This is a genomic window from Nocardia salmonicida (assembly GCF_036142455.1).
GTDB lineage: Bacteria > Actinomycetota > Actinomycetes > Mycobacteriales > Mycobacteriaceae > Nocardia > Nocardia salmonicida.
This window is the reverse complement of sequence record NZ_CP108014.1, coordinates 6,968,292-6,984,591: the sequence shown is the minus strand read 5'-3', so window position 1 is coordinate 6,984,591 and position 16,300 is coordinate 6,968,292. Positions and strand designations below refer to the sequence as shown.

Annotated in this window: 18 protein-coding genes; 2 read left to right on the top strand and 16 right to left on the bottom strand. The window is 67.1% G+C overall.

Annotated features, from left to right (window positions below; translation table 11 throughout):
• Nucleotides 1-88 precede the first annotated feature (88 nt).
• Nucleotides 89-1,921, top strand: coding sequence for a type VII secretion AAA-ATPase EccA (eccA, locus tag OHS03_RS32565; RefSeq protein WP_328659289.1), 1,833 nt, complete (start codon nucleotides 89-91; stop codon nucleotides 1,919-1,921).
• A gap of 9 nt (nucleotides 1,922-1,930) precedes the next feature.
• Here the strand turns inward: eccA and eccB are convergent, their stop codons facing one another.
• The gene (eccB, locus tag OHS03_RS32560; protein WP_328659287.1) at nucleotides 1,931-3,442 is read right to left on the bottom strand and encodes a type VII secretion protein EccB; all 1,512 of its coding nucleotides are present in this window, start codon (nucleotides 3,440-3,442) and stop codon (nucleotides 1,931-1,933) included.
• 118 nt (nucleotides 3,443-3,560) lie between these two features.
• Between eccB and eccE the strand changes: the two genes are divergently transcribed.
• Entirely contained in the window at nucleotides 3,561-5,318 is a 1,758-nt protein-coding gene (gene eccE, locus OHS03_RS32555) for a type VII secretion protein EccE (RefSeq protein WP_328659285.1), read from the top strand.
• Nucleotides 5,319-5,377: 59 nt separating this feature from the next.
• Here eccE and OHS03_RS32550 read toward each other — a convergent pair whose 3' ends face one another.
• From OHS03_RS32550 to OHS03_RS32480, 15 genes are all read right to left on the bottom strand, one after another.
• Nucleotides 5,378-5,671, bottom strand: coding sequence for a WXG100 family type VII secretion target (locus tag OHS03_RS32550; protein ID WP_063004996.1), 294 nt, complete (start codon nucleotides 5,669-5,671; stop codon nucleotides 5,378-5,380).
• A 48-nt stretch (nucleotides 5,672-5,719) separates the two neighbouring features.
• Nucleotides 5,720-6,025: a WXG100 family type VII secretion target gene (locus tag OHS03_RS32545; protein WP_063004997.1), complete on the bottom strand. Its 306-nt coding sequence runs from the start codon at nucleotides 6,023-6,025 to the stop codon at nucleotides 5,720-5,722.
• Between the two features lie 89 nt (nucleotides 6,026-6,114).
• Nucleotides 6,115-6,906: an ESX secretion-associated protein EspG gene (locus OHS03_RS32540; protein WP_328659282.1), complete on the bottom strand. Its 792-nt coding sequence runs from the start codon at nucleotides 6,904-6,906 to the stop codon at nucleotides 6,115-6,117.
• Nucleotides 6,903-7,892 (bottom strand): PPE domain-containing protein, encoded by a 990-nt coding sequence (locus OHS03_RS32535; protein ID WP_328659281.1) that lies wholly within the window; start codon nucleotides 7,890-7,892, stop codon nucleotides 6,903-6,905. The genes OHS03_RS32540 and OHS03_RS32535 overlap by 4 nt, the downstream gene beginning before the upstream one ends.
• Nucleotides 7,893-7,931: 39 nt before the next feature.
• A complete protein-coding gene (locus tag OHS03_RS32530) occupies nucleotides 7,932-8,273 on the bottom strand; it encodes a PE family protein (RefSeq protein WP_245661634.1) in 342 nt (113 codons plus the stop codon).
• Between the two features lie 32 nt (nucleotides 8,274-8,305).
• Entirely contained in the window at nucleotides 8,306-9,649 is a 1,344-nt protein-coding gene (locus OHS03_RS32525) for a hypothetical protein (protein WP_328659279.1), read from the bottom strand.
• On the bottom strand, nucleotides 9,646-9,963 hold the full coding sequence (locus OHS03_RS32520; protein ID WP_063005000.1) for a type VII secretion target: 318 nt from the start codon (nucleotides 9,961-9,963) through the stop codon (nucleotides 9,646-9,648). Before OHS03_RS32520 ends, OHS03_RS32525 begins: the two co-directional genes overlap by 4 nt.
• A gap of 5 nt (nucleotides 9,964-9,968) precedes the next feature.
• A complete protein-coding gene (locus OHS03_RS32515) occupies nucleotides 9,969-10,262 on the bottom strand; it encodes a YbaB/EbfC family nucleoid-associated protein (RefSeq protein WP_063005001.1) in 294 nt (97 codons plus the stop codon).
• Between the two features lie 25 nt (nucleotides 10,263-10,287).
• Nucleotides 10,288-10,620: a hypothetical protein gene (locus OHS03_RS32510; RefSeq protein WP_063005002.1), complete on the bottom strand. Its 333-nt coding sequence runs from the start codon at nucleotides 10,618-10,620 to the stop codon at nucleotides 10,288-10,290.
• A 1-nt stretch (nucleotide 10,621) separates the two neighbouring features.
• Complete coding sequence (locus tag OHS03_RS32505; protein ID WP_328659277.1) at nucleotides 10,622-11,416, bottom strand: ESX secretion-associated protein EspG; 795 nt, start codon at nucleotides 11,414-11,416, stop codon at nucleotides 10,622-10,624.
• Complete coding sequence (locus tag OHS03_RS32500) at nucleotides 11,413-13,257, bottom strand: hypothetical protein (protein ID WP_328659275.1); 1,845 nt, start codon at nucleotides 13,255-13,257, stop codon at nucleotides 11,413-11,415. Before OHS03_RS32500 ends, OHS03_RS32505 begins: the two co-directional genes overlap by 4 nt.
• A 131-nt stretch (nucleotides 13,258-13,388) precedes the next feature.
• A complete protein-coding gene (locus OHS03_RS32495) occupies nucleotides 13,389-14,960 on the bottom strand; it encodes an antitoxin YezG family protein (RefSeq protein WP_328659273.1) in 1,572 nt (523 codons plus the stop codon).
• A 43-nt stretch (nucleotides 14,961-15,003) separates the two neighbouring features.
• Nucleotides 15,004-15,447: a TY-Chap domain-containing protein gene (locus OHS03_RS32490; RefSeq protein ID WP_063915495.1), complete on the bottom strand. Its 444-nt coding sequence runs from the start codon at nucleotides 15,445-15,447 to the stop codon at nucleotides 15,004-15,006.
• Nucleotides 15,444-15,941 (bottom strand): DUF6301 family protein, encoded by a 498-nt coding sequence (locus OHS03_RS32485; protein ID WP_063915497.1) that lies wholly within the window; start codon nucleotides 15,939-15,941, stop codon nucleotides 15,444-15,446. Before OHS03_RS32485 ends, OHS03_RS32490 begins: the two co-directional genes overlap by 4 nt.
• A 45-nt stretch (nucleotides 15,942-15,986) precedes the next feature.
• Nucleotides 15,987-16,271 (bottom strand): hypothetical protein, encoded by a 285-nt coding sequence (locus tag OHS03_RS32480; protein WP_082844308.1) that lies wholly within the window; start codon nucleotides 16,269-16,271, stop codon nucleotides 15,987-15,989.
• Between the last annotated feature and the right edge of the window lie 29 nt (nucleotides 16,272-16,300).

Sequence of the window (16,300 nt, the reverse complement as noted above, 5' to 3'; positions counted from 1 at the left end):
GGACAGACCAGGCCCCCGCGATCGGTAGTCTGGGTAACGGGTGAACACCGCGACAACCACACACCAAGACTTCGGGGACTCGACAGACATGACCGGCAACCGCCAAGCTCAGCGCGCATTCGACGCCGGAATCCTGTCACTGGGCCTGTCCATCGAGGGACAGGAATCCGCACGCGATGTCGAGTACGCGAAACTCGCTTTCCAGCGCGCCACCGAGTGGGATCCCACCATGTGCGACGCGTGGCTCGGCCGCGCCGTCGCGGGCGAGGTGACCAAGGACGTCTTGTTCAACCTGTACAAGACCGCCGCCACCAGCCTCTACCGCGAGCAGCGCAGGCTCGGTCTGCCCGCACGGGCCTTGGCAGGTCGCTTCCTGCCCGGCCTCTACATCGACTACCCGCTGGCCAGCTACACCGAGATCGCACTGGCCTGGGCCGCGCACCTGATAGCGGACAAGGAGTACGACGAGGCCGAACGCGCGCTCGACGAACTCACCGCCCACCGCGCCGCGTTGCTGTCGGATCCCGACCGGGAGACCGACAACCGGATCAGCGCGTATATCCGTGGGGTGCTGCACTACAACACCCAGCGCTGGTCGGATGTGATGACCGTGCTCGCCGGATCCGCGGAGTGGGACGATCCGTATCTCGCCGCGGGCGCACATGTGATGGTCGGTACCGCCTGCGCGCAGCTCGGTCTGTTCGGTGAGGCCATCCGTCGGATGCAGGCCGCCGAGAACGGGCCGATCCCGCTGGCCCGTTCCACCGCGATGTTCTGCCGTGGTCTGTGCCTGCGCGAGACCGGCAGTGAGGACGAAGCGCAGTCGCTGTTCGAGAAGGTCTACTCGCAGGCACCGGATTTCGGCGCCAACACCGCCGCCATGCGCGATCGCACCTATCGCATCACCGTGACCAGCCGCGAATCGATCGATGCCCGCACAGACAAGTGGGATCCTGAATCCGCGCCCTCGCTGCAGCAGATCGAACAGGCCGAGACCCAGGACCGGGCGAAGAAGGTACTGGCCGAGGCACGCGCCGAACTCGATGGTCAGATCGGTCTGAGCTCGGTGAAGACCCAGGTGGCCAAACTGCAGTCGTCGGCACAGCTGGCCAAGATCCGGGCTGAGAAGGGGCTCGCCAGTGCGGCGCGCGGTCAGCATCTGGCGTTCACCGGGCCTCCTGGAACCGGCAAGACCACCATCGCCAGGGTGGTGGCCAAGATCTATTGCGGTGTCGGACTGCTGAAGACCGACAAGGTGGTCGAGGCCAAGCGCGTCGACTTCGTCAGCCAGAACCTCGGCGGCACCGCCATCAAGACCGAGAAACTGATCGATACGGCGATGGACGGCGTGCTGTTCATCGACGAGGCGTACACGCTGATCCAGACCGGCCTCTCCGGTGGCGACGCCTTCGGCCGTGAAGCGGTGGACACCTTGCTGGCCAGAATGGAGAACGACCGCGATCGGCTGGTGGTGATCATCGCCGGGTACGACGGCGAGATCGATCGACTGCTCACCGCCAACGACGGTCTGGCGTCGCGCTTCTCGAAACGTCTGCAGTTCCCGTCCTACACGCCCGACGAGCTCGGGCAGATCGGCCGGGTGATCGCGAGCAAGCGGGACTCGGAGCTCTCCGACGACGCGTCGGCCCTGCTGGTCGAGGCGTGCGCGCACCTGTACGCCCACGAGAGCACCGACCAGAGTGGTCAGCCGCGTCGCGGTGTCGACCTCGCGGGCAACGGCCGCTTCATCCGCAATGTCATCGAGGCGTCCGAGGAGGAGCGCGAATTCCGGCTCGCCAACGATGATTCGCTCGATCTGTCCGCGGTGGACGAATCGGTGCTGATGCGGATCGAGGAGCCCGATATGCGCACCGCGCTGTCCAGCCTGCTCAGCACGCTGAACGTGAACTGGCCTGCCTGAGAGGCGGAGTCAGCGCCCGCTCGGCAGCGAGTCGTAGGACGACAGCGCGTCGGTCGGGGAAAGCGTCGGCCCGGGAACGAGCTGGCCGATCACCGCCCATGGCGCGAGGCGGGGGTTCTGTCCCAGTCCGATCGCCGTGGCGACCGCCTGATCGGGCACGCCGTACCTGACGCCGTTGTCGGCTACGTAGAACAGGCTGCCTCGCCGCGGGCTGCCCGGTTCCATGCCCGTCACCTGCACCAACTCGCCTGTGCCGGGAGGCAGGTACACCCCGTCCACCCGGTTGCCGGTGCCGTCGGCGGTCGACAGGTCGACCACCTTCGCCGAATCCGGAATCGGCAGCCGCGTGCCCGCGAGCAGTTTCACCACGGCGCGCTCATTCGGGCCGTCGCCTGCCTCCGACTTACGTTGCGCGGGACTGGTTCCCGGCGTCTTCGACCACGAGACACAGGTCACCGGCGCGTCCTCGGCGTCCACGATCTCGGGCGTCTCCACCGGGAAATCCCCCACCGGTAGCGTTCGCACCACCGGCACATCGTCGAGCACATCCGGCGGCAGCGTCGGAATCTCGTTCATGCCATGGGAATCGGCGTTCCTGATCACCTGTGCGGTGAACGGGCCCACCGGTTGCACGCCGCCGGAGAGCACGACGTAGGCCTGCGCCTTCGCCGTACGATCCGCGCTCGCCACCGCGACGACACCGCCCACCGGAATCTTCGACAGTGGCCCGGGGCCGGGTTCGCCCGCGCCGGGGACAGTCGGGGGCGTCAGCGGCGGTACCTCGGTGGTCGCGCCGAGCATGCCGGTACCGATCGGCCGCGCACGATGCGTGGACAGGCCGAGCGAACGGGCCATGACGGAGTTCTTCGGATCCACCTCGGCCCGCATGCCGTCGTAGAGGAGGTAGGTCTTGTTGTCGCGGCGCACCAGCAGCGCATCACTTGGTCCCGCCTCGCGAATGCGGTCGCCCAGTGTCGGACCACCCGCGACGGCGGCGGTGGTGCCGCCGCTGGCCGACGCCGCGCTACCGCCCTGGGACAGCTGGATCGTCTCGCACAGTGACCAGGTGGAACTGCCGCCCTGCCCGGAACCGGGAAGTGCGCTCGGCGCACCGGGAATGCCGACCATCGGTCCGCGCGGCAGATCGTTGAGCTTGCTGTCCTTCACCGCGTGCGGTGCGGCGTCGCTCTGGGTGATCAGCCGGGCCGAGGCCAGATTCAGCACCGGGTGCAGCACTTTGCCGCCGTCCTGTGTCTGGCGCACCACGTAGAGTGCGCCTGAATCCTTGCCCGAGACGATCAGCGAATCGCCGATCGCGCCCTGCGGACGAAGGAATCCCAGGATCGCGGCCCCCGCGACAACCAACAGACCGAGTACCGCCCCCACCCACAGTGAGCGAACCTGCGAACGCATCGGATCGTGCAACATCCGAACATCTCGACGCACCAATGCGTGATCGAGGCGGCGCAACAGGAATCGGTAGCCGTTGACCTGGGCGCGGGTAGTCAGCTGTGCTGGCACGCGGCCTCCATCGAGCTATCCATCACCATCTCTGTCGACACGGTACCTTAAATCCGGCATTGCCCTGAACCAACTTTCGAGTGCACACCGAGCAGGGACAACGATGGTGAACAACACGATGAACGGCCGGCTAACCGGCGAAAGCGAGAGCCGGAACGGGCCGTCGCCCTACGACACTCTGCGAGATCCGGAATTCTGGTTGTTCCGGATTTTCCCGCTGCGGGTGGTGGTCACTGTCGCGGTGGTCGCCGCGGTCGTGGCGTGGATCGTGCTCGCGCTGTCCGGCTCGGTATGGGGTGCGGTCGGCGCGGGCACCGGCGTCGGCCTCATCGGCCTGGTGCCGATCCGGGGCGCCACAAGTGCCGGCCGGATGGCGTCCGGGTTCGGGCGCAACCGTGGACCGGCGCCCGCGCAACGGCTGGCCCAGGCACCCGCCTTCGATGTGCCGCTGCCCGAGGGCGGCAGTTGCGGCATGCGATGGGACGGCGACCTGCTGCTGACCATGCTGCGCATCGACCCGCCGCCGGACACACTGACCTTGCTGCGCAGCGGATCACTGAGCACCGATCAACTACTGCCGCTCACCGAGATCGCGCGCTGCCTGGATCAATTCGACATCACCCTCGCGGGGATAGACGTGCTCTCCACCGGCGCGCGGACCGCGGGCACCGGCATCGCCTCCCACCTCTACGACCGCATTCTCGGCCCACTGCCCGCCATCGCGCACCGCACCCTCTGGTTGGTGCTGCGCATGGATCCGTTGACCAACGCCGAGGCGGTGGACAAACGCGGCGGCGGTTCCGAAGGCGCGCTGCGCACCGCCATCATCGCCACCAAACGCGTGGCCAACCGGCTCGCCGCCCGCGATATCGCCGCCTCGGTGCTCACCTCGACCGAAATGAACAGCGCGGTAAGGCAACTCACCCACGGCTTCGAGATCGACAGCCTGGCGGAAACGCCGACCGCGCTCACCGCCGACGGTGGCCGGTGCCTGACCCAGTTCCAGATCGGCGCCGAACTCGTCGCGCCGCGCGGTCTCGCCGACATCTGGGCGGTGCCGAGCCTGTCGACCACGGTCACCCTGCGATTGCGGCCGGGAGCCGAGCGCCACGATCAGCGCAGCGATCACGCGGGCACCGTGGTACTCAACGCGTTGGTGCGGTTCGACACCGACGTCGAGCCCACCGAAGTGCCGCTGCGCGGACTGCGCGACATCACCGGTGGCCACATGCGGATGCTGCTCGACACCCTGCCGGTCGGTTCCGTCGGCCAGTGGGCGGGCGGCGAGGGGTATCGCGGCACCATGGCGGCGCTGACCGACATCGCGGTACCGACGGCGGGCTGCGGCCAGCTGATCGGCGCCGACGAGCGCGGTCAGGGCATCGCGGTGTCGTTGATCGGCGACGGCACCCGGCACCTCGAGGTGATCGGCAACCTCGACCTCGCCCAGCAGGTGATCCTGCGGGCCACGGCACTCGGCGCGCACGCGATCGTGCACACCTCACGGCCCGAGGCCTGGCATTCGATGGTGGTCAATCTGGATATGCCCCAGGTACTTTCGCTCGCGCCGCGCTCGGCGGGCGCCAGCTATCACCCGCCTGGACCGCCGCCGGCGCCCAAGGCGCCCTACCCGAGCACCACGGTGCTGGTCTTCGACGGCATCGAACCGACCTCGCACGCCGGTGGTGCCACGATCGTGCACGTGCGATCGCCCCATGACGAGAGCCGTTCGGTGGACGCCGATGTCACGCTCGTCCAGGATCCGCACGCGCCCAACCGGATCACGGTGCGCACGGCGGCGACCAGTGCGACGGTGAACATGGTGACCACACCGGAGGAGATGCACTACATCGGCGAATCGCTCGCCGCCCGCTAGTCACCGAACGACGAACGGCCCGACTGGTCGTCGGGCCGTTCTATCGGTTTCGCAAGCCCTCAGAAGTCGGCGAAGCCGTCGCCGACCTTGCCATCGGCCTCGATCGCGCGACCGAGCGCGTTCTCGACCTTGGCGCCGAGGTTGTCCAGCTTGGTCAGCGTGTCCTCGAGCTCCTGCGTCAGGCTCTTGTGCGCGGTGTCGAAGCTCTCGATCGCCCGCTCACCCTGCAGGCTCTCGCGGAACGCGCCCGCGGCGCTGTTGAGCTCATCGATCTGCGACTTCATGTTCGAGCCGTAGGTGTTGAGGTCGCCGACCATCTCGGTGATCTTCGGGGAGTCGTACTGAATTGCCATGATCTGTTCCTTGTCTTTCGTGAACGGCGGATCGGGATGATCGGGGGGTTACAGGCCCTCTTGGTCGGACCCGACGATCGTCTGCTTGCCGGACGTGACGGCCTGCGACAGCCGGTCCAGCTTGTCGTTGAGCGCGGTCACCTCGTCGTGCCATTCGGCAGCGGCGGTCTTGAACTGGCCGTGCGCTTCACCCTGCCAGCCTGCGGCAACGGCCTGCACGGACTCGTCGATCTGGTTGATCGAGGTCTTGATCGTGGAGATCGAGTCCTCCATCCGGCTGACGACACCGTCGACGCCGCCTTCATCGACGCCGTAGGTCTTGCCCGAGCCACCGCCGAGATTCGTGAGAGACATTTGAAGAACCTTTCGTCAGAACTTGTGTGCGCGCGAGGATCCGATGGATCTCGCCGAGATGTGGAAGCAACCGATGTTGCGACGCGGAACTACGGAGGCATCCACCTCCCCCCGGGCAGTCCCTCGATCAGCGTCGCGACCGCTTGGGTCACCCGGTGATCGGTACCCGTGGTGACCGTCGACCAGATCCGGCGATCCGGCGAGACCATGGGGGCGGCGACGAGACGGCCGCGGCCCGTGTCGTAGACGGCTACGGCACCCGGTGCGCGGGTGGTGGATCCGTCGTCGTGGGTATAGGCGACGATCTCCGCGTACGCCGTGCAGGACGCGAAGGCCAGGCCGAGCACGGTCGCGTCACGTTCGGCCACGCCCAGCGCGTACAGGGAGTCCGCGAACTCCGATGAGCTACCCGATGAGTCGAGTCGCCGGGCCAATTCGTCCGCGGGCGCGCTGAATCCGGTGACTTGCGCGGGCTCGCGCCTGCCGAGCGCGGACAGCAGCGGGCGGACCAGTTCCTCGGTGGACCCGTCGCACCAGATCGCCGTCACCTCGAAGGAGTCGCCGGACCGGACGGCCACCGCGTGCGCGTCACCGCGCCGGGTCACGCAGACTCGCCGCCTGCCCTGCTCGGTGTAGATTCGCGCGGCCAGTTCGCAATCCGGTTGTGCCAGTACGAACATCGCACCGGCGAGGTCGGGGTCGACTTCGCCGTCGGCATCGATGAGACCGTCGTCGACCAGACCGGCGACCGCCTGCTCCTGGGCGTGGCGCCACGCGTCGTAGGAATCCTGTTGTGGGCCGACCTCCAGTGCCAGTGGCAGGGTCTGTACGCCCAACCGATCGGCGACCGCGAGCAACGCGTCGTTGGTCAGCGTCGTCATGCGCCATCACCCGACTGCGCTTCGGTCCGCTGCGCGGCGTCGGCACGCGCGGCGTGGCCGCTGTCGCCGAGTACTGCTGGGGCGGCGCGGATCTCGCCTTCCATGCCGAACTGGTCGCTGCCCTCTGGCAGGCTCGCCCGCGGGAATCGCGGCGCCTCCTGCGCGCCCGCGCCCTGGCCCATCATCCCCGGCGCGATCGGTGCGTGACCGCCCGCCGCGGGCGCGACCACCGGCGTCGGCCGCGCGGCGACCTCCGCTGTGGTCGCGGACTGCGCGTACACGGGCGCGTTGTAGGCGGTGAGCACCCGCGGAACCACCTGCATCACAGGCATGCCGGGGAAAGATCCGAGTCCGGTCGGCCCGCCCGCGCCCATCGTGGGCGACTCCGGCGACACGGTCGCTCGCTCGACGGACAACGCCTTCTCCGGGGCGATGACCGGCGGCTCCTGGTGCTGCCACGGGGTGGCCAGCGGTTCGGTGGCCTTCTCGTAGTTCTCCATCACCCGCGAAGCCACGGCCTTGGCGACATCGCCTTCGGCATCGGCGTCGGCGGCGACCGCCCGAATCGGTGCGCCGAGCATCCCGGTCATCGATTCGAGCATCCGCTGAACTTGCTGAATCGCTTCGATATCCGCGGTATTCGGCATCGACAACCGCGCGACTTCGTACGCGGCGACCTGCGCTTGCAGCCTCGCCGCGTTCGACGCGGCGACGGTGGAGCTCTCCAGCAGCCAATCGCGCAACGTCGTAACCCGTTGCACGACTTCATCACTACGTCCGGACTGCCATGCGCCGCGCAGGTCGACGAGCACCTTCTCGTATTCCAGCACCGCCGCGCCGTACGAGGCGGCCAGCCGCGTCCAGGCGGCGATCGCCTCTGCCATGGGCACAGAACCGGCCCCCGAGGTGAGGTCGTGCGCCAGCTTCTCCGGCGGGCGCGCCGACCACACCACGCCGGTGAACCCTGGCTGCGGTGGCTCGATCATCGCGGTGGAATACCTTTCGGGTTACGGGGATCCGGTGACTCAGGCAGATTGCGCTCCCTCGACACCGAACCCCGCGGCGTTGTCGCTCTCCATCCCGCCGAACCGATTCGACTGCACCCGCAGGGTGGCGGCGAGCTTGCGCATCTCCTCCACGCCGGCCTGCGCGCTCGCCAGATACGACGACGCCACCTCGTTCGCGGTCTGCGCGGAACGTCCCGACACTTCGTCGGCGCCTGCGGGCGCGATGGTCAGCGCCTGCTCGGCCGCGTGCAGATCCGCCGTCAACCGTTCGGCCAGTGAGTCGAGACCGGACGACGCCCGCGCGGCCGTGGCCGCGTCGAATTGCACGCCGTCGTACATCTCGCCTGTCGCTTCACCCATGAGAACCTCCTGTGTGCTGTCCGAAACCTGCTTCATAGCGTGAGTTCCTTGTCCGGCGGGGCCTCCGATGCCGCTTCGGCCGCACCGACCACCGGCAGCGATACGCCTTCGATCCGCCCGACCACCTCGTCACCGTGCTGACCGGTGACCATCTGGCCGCGCACCGCGTCGTCGGTGGACGACTCGCCGTCGCGAGCCAGGCCCGCACCGCCTGCCATGCCGCCCATCGGCATGGCTCCGGCGCCCGAACCGGTCGCGGCCGCGGCACCCGTCGCGACCCCGGCCGAAGTGCCGGAGGAGGTCGAACCGCTCGCGCCGCCGATGCCGCTCAACGAACCCAGCGTGCCGCCGGCCGCACGGGTACCGGGGAACGGGCTCAACGGCGCGGCAGCCGCGCCGAAACTGCCGACCGCGCCGCCGCCGATCCCGCCGCCACCACCGCCACCGGCTCCGTCCACGCTGCCGGCCTCGGCACCTTCGGCACCTGCGGTATCGGCGGAGTCACCGACGTCGGAGATCGCCTTCGGCGCCAGCAACGACGAGCTCGACGACGCCAATTCGCCGAGTGACTGCGCGACGGTCGAGGCCGTCGAGATCAGCGGCGTGATCATGCTGATCAGCTGCGTGAGCTGCTCCATGGATTGCACGCCGTCGGGTGCGTTGGTGATCGGCACCTTCTGGCCTGCGGTGGTCATGCTGCCGCTGTGGCCGAGCAATTCGGCCTTGGTCTTCGTCGTGATCGCCAGCGCTTCGGTCGTCGATTCAACGGCAGAGGCGACAAGGAAACCCGCGCCGACCGGCGTTGTGAGCAACAACGGCGCCATCGCCATGGTGGTCGAGAACTTCGCCAGCACACCCGACATCAGTCCGGCGCCGGTGGCCACACTGGTAGCTCCGCCCGCGAGGACCGTCTTCTCCTGGGTGCTCTGTGCCGCGAGCGCGCTCGCGTCCTTGGAAGCCTCCCCTGCCTTCTGCGCGGCCTCCATCGCCGCCAGCCCCTGCCACACCGACATCACCGTCTGCAGCGCCGACGAGCCGACCGACATCACCGTCTGCATGACCGTGCTCACTTGGGACAGCAATTCGGTCGGATCGATCGAGGTGCCGCCGGTCCCGAGTTGACCCGTGCCGAACGCGGACGCGAGATCGGTCAACGGACTCATCAGCGCGCTGAGGTCGATAGTCGGCAACGGCGGCAATTCCGGCAACTGGATGAACGCCGGAACCTCGGGAAGATTCGGCAATCCCATCGATTGCAGAATGTCGTTCACCGGCATGTCGAGCATGGGGGCCAGCGAACTGCCGCGCAGCAATTCCAGCACGGACGAATCCAAGGGATCCGCGCCGAGCGGCGGCGTCGCTCCTGGCATGGTCATGACTGCGCGCGAACCGTTCCGATGTCCGCACCCGACGCACCGTCGACACCTTCATAGGTGGCGGCGCCCTGCACCGCGGTCAACGCGGTACCGGCGTGCACGGCAGCCAATTCCGCTACCGACTGCAGGTGGTTCGCCTGCGCGAAGGCGTAGGACGCGAGAAATTCCTGACCGATGAGGCCGAATACCGGCACGACCGCGGCAACCGTCACCGCCTGGTCGACCGCGGCGGTCGAGGCGACCCCGGCGGCCATCGCCGCCGATTCGCTTCCATACGCGCGAAGTGCTTCCGGGACTACTTCGAAGTGGCTCATGTCAATCATCTTTCGTCGTTGAATGCGGTGATCAGTTCACCGCGTCGCGCGAATGCCCGATGTGCGGCCGTCATGGCCGTGTCGACCACTGTCCGCTCGAACTCGGCGGGCGAGAGTTTCGCTATCGCCGATGTGAAACTCAGGCCGACCAACGCCGCGTTTCCGTCCACCTCGGCGGTCACCGCGCCGTCGGGCGAGGTCTCGGTCACCAGAATGCCGTTCGTCGCGTCCTGGAGATCAGTGAGCCGGTAGAGCTGGCTCTGCACGCGAGCGATCAGCTCGTCCATTGTCTCGACCATGTCGCCTCCCGAATCCGCTTACCGCTCAGACCGATCGCAGCCAGCTCTGCGGTTCGGTGTCGTAGTCCTGCTCGTCGAGGATCTCCTGCCTGGCCACCTGCGCTTCGGTGGGCAAACCGGTGAGAGCCAGCATCTCCGAGGTGAAACCCGCCTGCTGCAGTTGTTCCCGCCGGGCCAGGCCGGCCCGGTTCGCGGACTGTTTGCACAGTCGGAGCACCTCGGCCGCCAGTGCCGCCGGGTCACGACGCAACTGGTCGGCGTCGACCCGAAGGCCGAGCGGCAGACCGTTTTCCGTGGTGCGCACCGAGATCGATCCGGTCAGCGACGTGGACACGAACTCGGTAGGAAACTCATCCATGTCAAACCCCTTGGACTCGTTCGTCTTTGATGGCCCGCACCACTGCGGCGATCCGCCGGTTGATCATCTCGGTGAAACGCTTCGAATCCGCGCCGGTGGCTACTCGCGGAACCTCTTCGGCGATCACGTACCGTCCGTCGTCCGCCAGATCACGCCAGGTGAGCTTGTGTCGCGTGACACCGCGAGGACCGAACCTCGAACGTCCCTGGATGATCTCCACGGCGCCCGCGCGGTCCACCGTCGCGGCCTCGAACTGCTGGGCACGCAGCGGAGCGGGATCGTCGAACGAATCGTGGACCGCCGAAATCGAGTACGAGTAGTCCAGTTCGTGCGCTTTGTCCTCGGAACCGAGGACATAATCCGCGTGGCGACCCGCTTCGCACTCCGGGATCTGCTCGACCACCTCCCTCGCCAGGCCGACCGCGTCGCATTCGGTGATCACGTAACCGCCACTGTGCCAGTAGGTCTCCCCCGGCAGCTGCCGAACCACATAACCGCGGTCGCCGCGCCTGCACGCCAGGATCCGGACCAGTGCGTCGACTTTCATCTCGTCCGCGCCGTCGTAGCCGTGGACGATGACCTGGATGTCGGGCTGCAGCAACGCTTCCAGTACCACGGTGACGAACTCCGCGTTGTCGCGGCGCAGACCGTCGATGGCGGCGTTCTTCTGCCGCGTGAGCTCATCGAAATCCATCGACCTGGTCGTGGCGAAGAACGGCCACGGCAGAGCGTCCGAGGTCGCCCACTCCCACAGCGCGAACAACTCCAGATCGGTCAGGTTCCAGGTGCGGTTCATTTCTCGACTACCGGCCTCACCACTGTTTGGGCCTCACCGATCGCCTCTTCCAGATGTTCGACGGAATCGAGGAAGTCGGCGCGCTTGTGATCCTTCTGCCCGCCGCCCGCGCCGGCACCCGCACCGCCGCCGCCCATCGGTCCACCCATGGGCGAGCCCGCGCTGCCCGCACCCGCGAGTCCGGCCCGGCTGGCCGCCGCGGTGGCGAAGTCGGCGGCCACGGAGGCCCGCGGAAACAGCTTCGAAGCCTTGTCCAGCGCCTGGGCGGGATCGACCTTCGCGCTACCGGCTCCGGCACCACCACCGCCCGCGCCGCCACCCTTCGAGCTGGCGAGCCCGAGCTTCTTGGCGGCCTCGTCCAAAGACGAAGCAGTAGTGGGGATTCCGCTCAGACCAGCGAGACTTGCCGCTTGCTCGGCCTGGGTCGCGGCCGATTCCACCGCACTCGCGACCTGCTCACCGATCGAGGACGCCTGCGAGGCGACCTGCTCCGCGATCGAAGAGAGCGCGGACTGGGCGGCCTCCTGCGCCTGCTGCTGTTGCTCCTGCGCGGCGGTTTGCAAGGCTTTCTGCTCGGCCTGCTTCTGCGCCGCTTCCTGTGCCTTGCGCTGTTCCTCGGCCTGCTGGAGAGCCGCCAGCTGCTGTTTGTGCGCCGCGTCCTGCTGTGCCTTCAGCTGCGAAGCCATCGCGGCATCGCTGGCTGCCTTCGAGCCGCCGTTGCTGTTGTTGCCGCCACCGCCACCGCCGCCCGGCGACGTGGTGGTGTTGTTGCCAGGGCCCTTGTCGTCGGTGACCTTCTTGATTCCGGCCGGGCCGGGCAGCACCGGGATCGCGCTACCCGACGCCTCGATACCGGGGCGATACCAGTTGTTGAAGATGTCCCTGGAATGGGTCTCCCAGGATTTCTGGTCCTCGGCTTTGACTTCGCCCGCCGGTTGCGTCGGCATATTCGCTTTGGTGGTCGATGCCCAGTTGTAGGCGTCGAGCAGATTGTCGCTCATCGCGTACATGGCCCGCACCAGCTCCAGCCCACGACCCGAGTAGCGATACACCGCCTCTCGTGCCGCGTCGGCGCCCTGCCCGGTCCACTGCTTCTTGTCGTCGACGAGGCCTTTGATCCGGTTGTCGAAGTCGCTGAAGCCCCGCTCCAACTGCACAGCCATGCGATGCCAGTCCGACGACTGGTACAGAATCCACTCCGCATGACCCAACGAGAGGTAAAGCTTGTGAAAATCGGGATAGGCCATCGACGATCCCGGTTCAGCCGAGACGACAACCGGCTGACGCCTTTCCGCGGGCAGGCCGCTCAAATTCGCAGGCAACCCCGCGTACTTGCCACCTTTGTCCCGCTCCGCTTTGTCGTACCGGTTCTGCGGGGGTTTTCTGGTGCTGTCCGCCCACCCGCGCTGAGTGCGCGAGACGTCGCCCCAGAACTGCTCGGCGTGCACGACACTGTCGTCGGGCTTCCGGTTGGCGAGAATTGTCGACAACTCGGCTTTCGAATCAGCGTCGGTGTTCTTGTACTTGTTGCCCGCGATCAGGAACGACAGCGCCATGTCGTTGAGTACCTGTTTGTGGTCCTCGAGAATCTCATCCTTGAATTCTCTACCGACCTTGAAGAATTCGCGCGCGAGCGCCCGCCCGGACTCGAGATGACCGAAGAGTTCGGCTCCCTCGCCCGCACCCGGCATCGAGCTGACCTCGCCCGCCTTGGGCTCGACCACAGCGATGATGTCCAGCACGTCCGCGCAGTACTCCGCGGCCTTGGTGGCGACACCGTCCTGGAGCTCCATAGAGCCGGGCTGCTTGAGCCCTTTCCAGTCGTCCATCGGGGTACCCATGCGGCCACGCCCCTCCTCATCGCTGGTACTTCGACGGTCGCTCACGCAACCATGGCAGCCAGGTCTTACAGCACGCCAACGTTTTTCTTAAATCCCGCTAACGATTATAGGGTTACCGGCGCGTCCGCGCATCAGGATGTGATGACCGACCGATGCCGCTCATAGAAGCTCTCGGCGAACTCCTCGACGAAGACCGACGGCGCCACCGCCGACGAAGATCGTTGCAGCACACCGTCATCGGCGACGTAGTAGATGGCACGGCCGATCGCCAGCTCACCGGGTTCCACCGGGACGAAGACCATCCAGCCGACGCTGATCCGATCGGCGTGCAGCCGGTCCGGTGGGTACTCGGCGATATCGGCTGCCGAGTCGATCAGGTGCGCGCGGACCGCGGCGATCGCCTCTTCGCGTGGCATCGGGTCCGGCGCGCGTGCGATCACTCCGGCCATGGTGAGCAGGAAATAGGCGCCATCGGCATCGAAAGCGTCACCGTCGGCGAAGACTTCGACCACGTTGTCCCGGGTGACAACCCCCTCTTCGGCCGCTGCTACCAGCACTTCGACACCCGCGCGCTGATGTTCGGTTGCCTGCTCGCCGAGCAGGTTCGTCACGATGTCCACCACGGTATCGGCGCTCCAGATACCCGGGACGGCCTCGGCGATCCGGTCCGCCGTCGGCGAATCACCCTGATACCAGCGGCCTTCGGCCCACCAATAGCAGAACGACAGCATGCCACCTGCCGCGCGGTGATTCAGCACCTGCGCCGCGACCCAGGACGGAGCACCTGAGTACAGGGCCGTGGGTGGCCCGCCCTTCGCGTACGCGGCAGCGAGTTCCGGCGCGTCCCAGACACCGCCGGACAGCACCGCGCGCCCGCCCGGCAGCAAGTACAGCGAACTGCCGCTGCGGCGTGTGCCTTCGAACCAGCTCAACGCGGGCAGCGACCGCGGCCCGATCTCCGACCCGACAGCGACGAACGCCGCGGCCAGTACCGCCCAGCGCGCGGTCATCAGCGGCAGCGGGGGCAGACCGGATTCGGACGTGGTGGCGCGCACCCCGTTTCGGCGATCCGCCCGCGCCTGCTCGGCCGCTGTGCGCGGGGCGCGGATCTGCTTGTCGTCGTGGGCGACGTAGGCCGACAACCACACCGGCACCGATCGCCGGGGGAAAGCTTCCAGGTCGGCGCGGTATACCTCGGGCGCGAACAGCTGCTCATCGGGGAACGGCTCGTCACCGTAGTCGTAGTCGACGTCGATCTCGCCGGCACGCGTCAGAGTGAGGACCAGTCGCCACCAGGGTCCGTCGCCGAGCTGAGCCGATATATTCCGATGCTCCCAGACCAGTTCGACGACCTCCGGCGGCGGCGTCACCTCCACTGGTTGCTGCTGGTCTGCGGAGAATACGGCGATGGAGCTCTGCGCGAGCACCGTCAAGGCGAAAACGGCATCCACACGCTGCCAGCCCTCCGGCGCCAACGACGCCAGATCCCGCGCGACCTGATGCATGAGCTTCCTGGCCCGTTCGGCGGGATCGGCCGGTTCCTGAGGCTGGGCCGCCAGGGTGAAACCGACGTCGGGTTCTTCGGACTCCGGCTCGACAGGTTCGGCCGAATCCGCAGGTGCGGCTTCGAGATCAGAATCTACCGGGGGAACATTTTCCGGCGCCGAAGCTTCCTCATGGAGCTGGTCGCCTCCGCTGGTCATATCGCCGAAAATCCCCTCATCTGGTAATTCTCATCTTCTCGTCTCAGCCCTTTTGCCGCAGGCCGAGCAATGGGAGTTCGATAGGCCTGTTGCCCGCACGCTCATTCCACGCGTCGTAGACGAACGACTCAGGTCCTGGCAGTCCGAATCCATCGCCGAACCCACGGACGACCATGTCGGCGAGCCGGTGATAGTCGGCAGATGTTGCGGGCCAAGGCAACTCGGCCCACCAGTGCTCATGGAGGCGATCGCGTTCGTGCCAGCCGAGTGCGCGGATCGCCGCCTGGCCCGCGTCACCTGCCCGCAGGGGAGCTTCGAGGATGTCGTCGTCGACCAACTCCGCGGAAAGGACGGTATCCAATTGGAGGAACTGCGCGAACCGCGCCGTCCTGCCGGGTCGCGCCTCGATGATCTTGACAATCGCACCCGCGGGTAGGTCGGCCAGTTCGGCGGCCAAAGCGTCCGCCAGCGTTGCCCACCCGGTCAATGCGAATCCTCCGCGTCGAGCGCGGCGACCTTGTCTTCGGTGGCCAACCAGGTGTTGTCCATCAACGACAGTTCGAGCGAACCCTCCACATTGCGCAAGACCAAGGTGTTCGCCGCACCTGCCCAGCGCAGCGAGGCGATCTTGCCGGGGATCCGCTCGGTCGGATCGCCGAAAGCCGTGCTCAGCGCCGCCGCCATCCGGGTGAACACGTCACGCGACCAGGCCAAGCCTTCGGCATCGTCGGTGGCACCCTTGGTGATCGACATGGTGATGTCGACGATCTGACCCTCGTCGGCGAACACCCGGCCGCTGGCCGGACCGAGACCGAAACCGACGTCGATCAGGCCACCATCGGCATCCGCGGTGTGTACTCGCCAACCGAATTCCGCTGCCAGTTCCGGCAAGGTGTCCACCGGCCGCGCACCGTCGAGCGCGCGCAGGCGAGTGGCGATATCGGTGATCTCGTCGTCGGTCAAGGCACGTTTGCGATCCACGCCGCCCACCCTAGAACACCTCGCCCGATGTCAGCAGCCTGTAGCTCACCGGCCTGGTCGCTTCCGCTCGAACTCGGCGAACCGTCGCTGGAGCTCCTGTTCACGCTCACGCCCGTTGGAACCGTCGAGCTGTCCGGCGAACGCCGCACGGGCCGCGTCGACCAGCGCGTCCGGCACATTCGGGTACGCACGTGCCACATTCCACAGCGCGTCCTCGGTCTTCATGTCCAGCCCGGTCTCCGAGTGGATGCCACCACCGGTGAGCACCGAGCGAAGCATCTCTTCGAAGTTCTGCCGAAGCTCTGCTTCGGTCGGATCACTCTCTCGCACCGTATGTCACACTCCTCACTTCGTTTCGG

Bases quoted from the DNA above. Each gene is read 5' to 3' on its own strand.
- eccA (WP_328659289.1), top strand. From the start codon at position 89: ATGACCGGCAACCGCCAAGCTCAGCGCGCATTCGACGCCGGAATCCTG.
- eccE (WP_328659285.1), top strand. From the start codon at position 3,561: ATGAACGGCCGGCTAACCGGCGAAAGCGAGAGCCGGAACGGGCCGTCG.
- OHS03_RS32550 (WP_063004996.1), bottom strand. From the start codon at position 5,671: ATGGCAATTCAGTACGACTCCCCGAAGATCACCGAGATGGTCGGCGAC.
- OHS03_RS32545 (WP_063004997.1), bottom strand. From the start codon at position 6,025: ATGTCTCTCACGAATCTCGGCGGTGGCTCGGGCAAGACCTACGGCGTC.
- OHS03_RS32540 (WP_328659282.1), bottom strand. From the start codon at position 6,906: ATGACGACGCTGACCAACGACGCGTTGCTCGCGGTCGCCGATCGGTTG.
- OHS03_RS32535 (WP_328659281.1), bottom strand. From the start codon at position 7,892: ATGATCGAGCCACCGCAGCCAGGGTTCACCGGCGTGGTGTGGTCGGCG.
- OHS03_RS32530 (WP_245661634.1), bottom strand. From the start codon at position 8,273: ATGGGTGAAGCGACAGGCGAGATGTACGACGGCGTGCAATTCGACGCG.
- OHS03_RS32525 (WP_328659279.1), bottom strand. From the start codon at position 9,649: ATGACCATGCCAGGAGCGACGCCGCCGCTCGGCGCGGATCCCTTGGAT.
- OHS03_RS32520 (WP_063005000.1), bottom strand. From the start codon at position 9,963: ATGAGCCACTTCGAAGTAGTCCCGGAAGCACTTCGCGCGTATGGAAGC.
- OHS03_RS32515 (WP_063005001.1), bottom strand. From the start codon at position 10,262: ATGGTCGAGACAATGGACGAGCTGATCGCTCGCGTGCAGAGCCAGCTC.
- OHS03_RS32510 (WP_063005002.1), bottom strand. From the start codon at position 10,620: ATGGATGAGTTTCCTACCGAGTTCGTGTCCACGTCGCTGACCGGATCG.
- OHS03_RS32505 (WP_328659277.1), bottom strand. From the start codon at position 11,416: ATGAACCGCACCTGGAACCTGACCGATCTGGAGTTGTTCGCGCTGTGG.
- OHS03_RS32500 (WP_328659275.1), bottom strand. From the start codon at position 13,257: ATGGGTACCCCGATGGACGACTGGAAAGGGCTCAAGCAGCCCGGCTCT.
- OHS03_RS32495 (WP_328659273.1), bottom strand. From the start codon at position 14,960: ATGACCAGCGGAGGCGACCAGCTCCATGAGGAAGCTTCGGCGCCGGAA.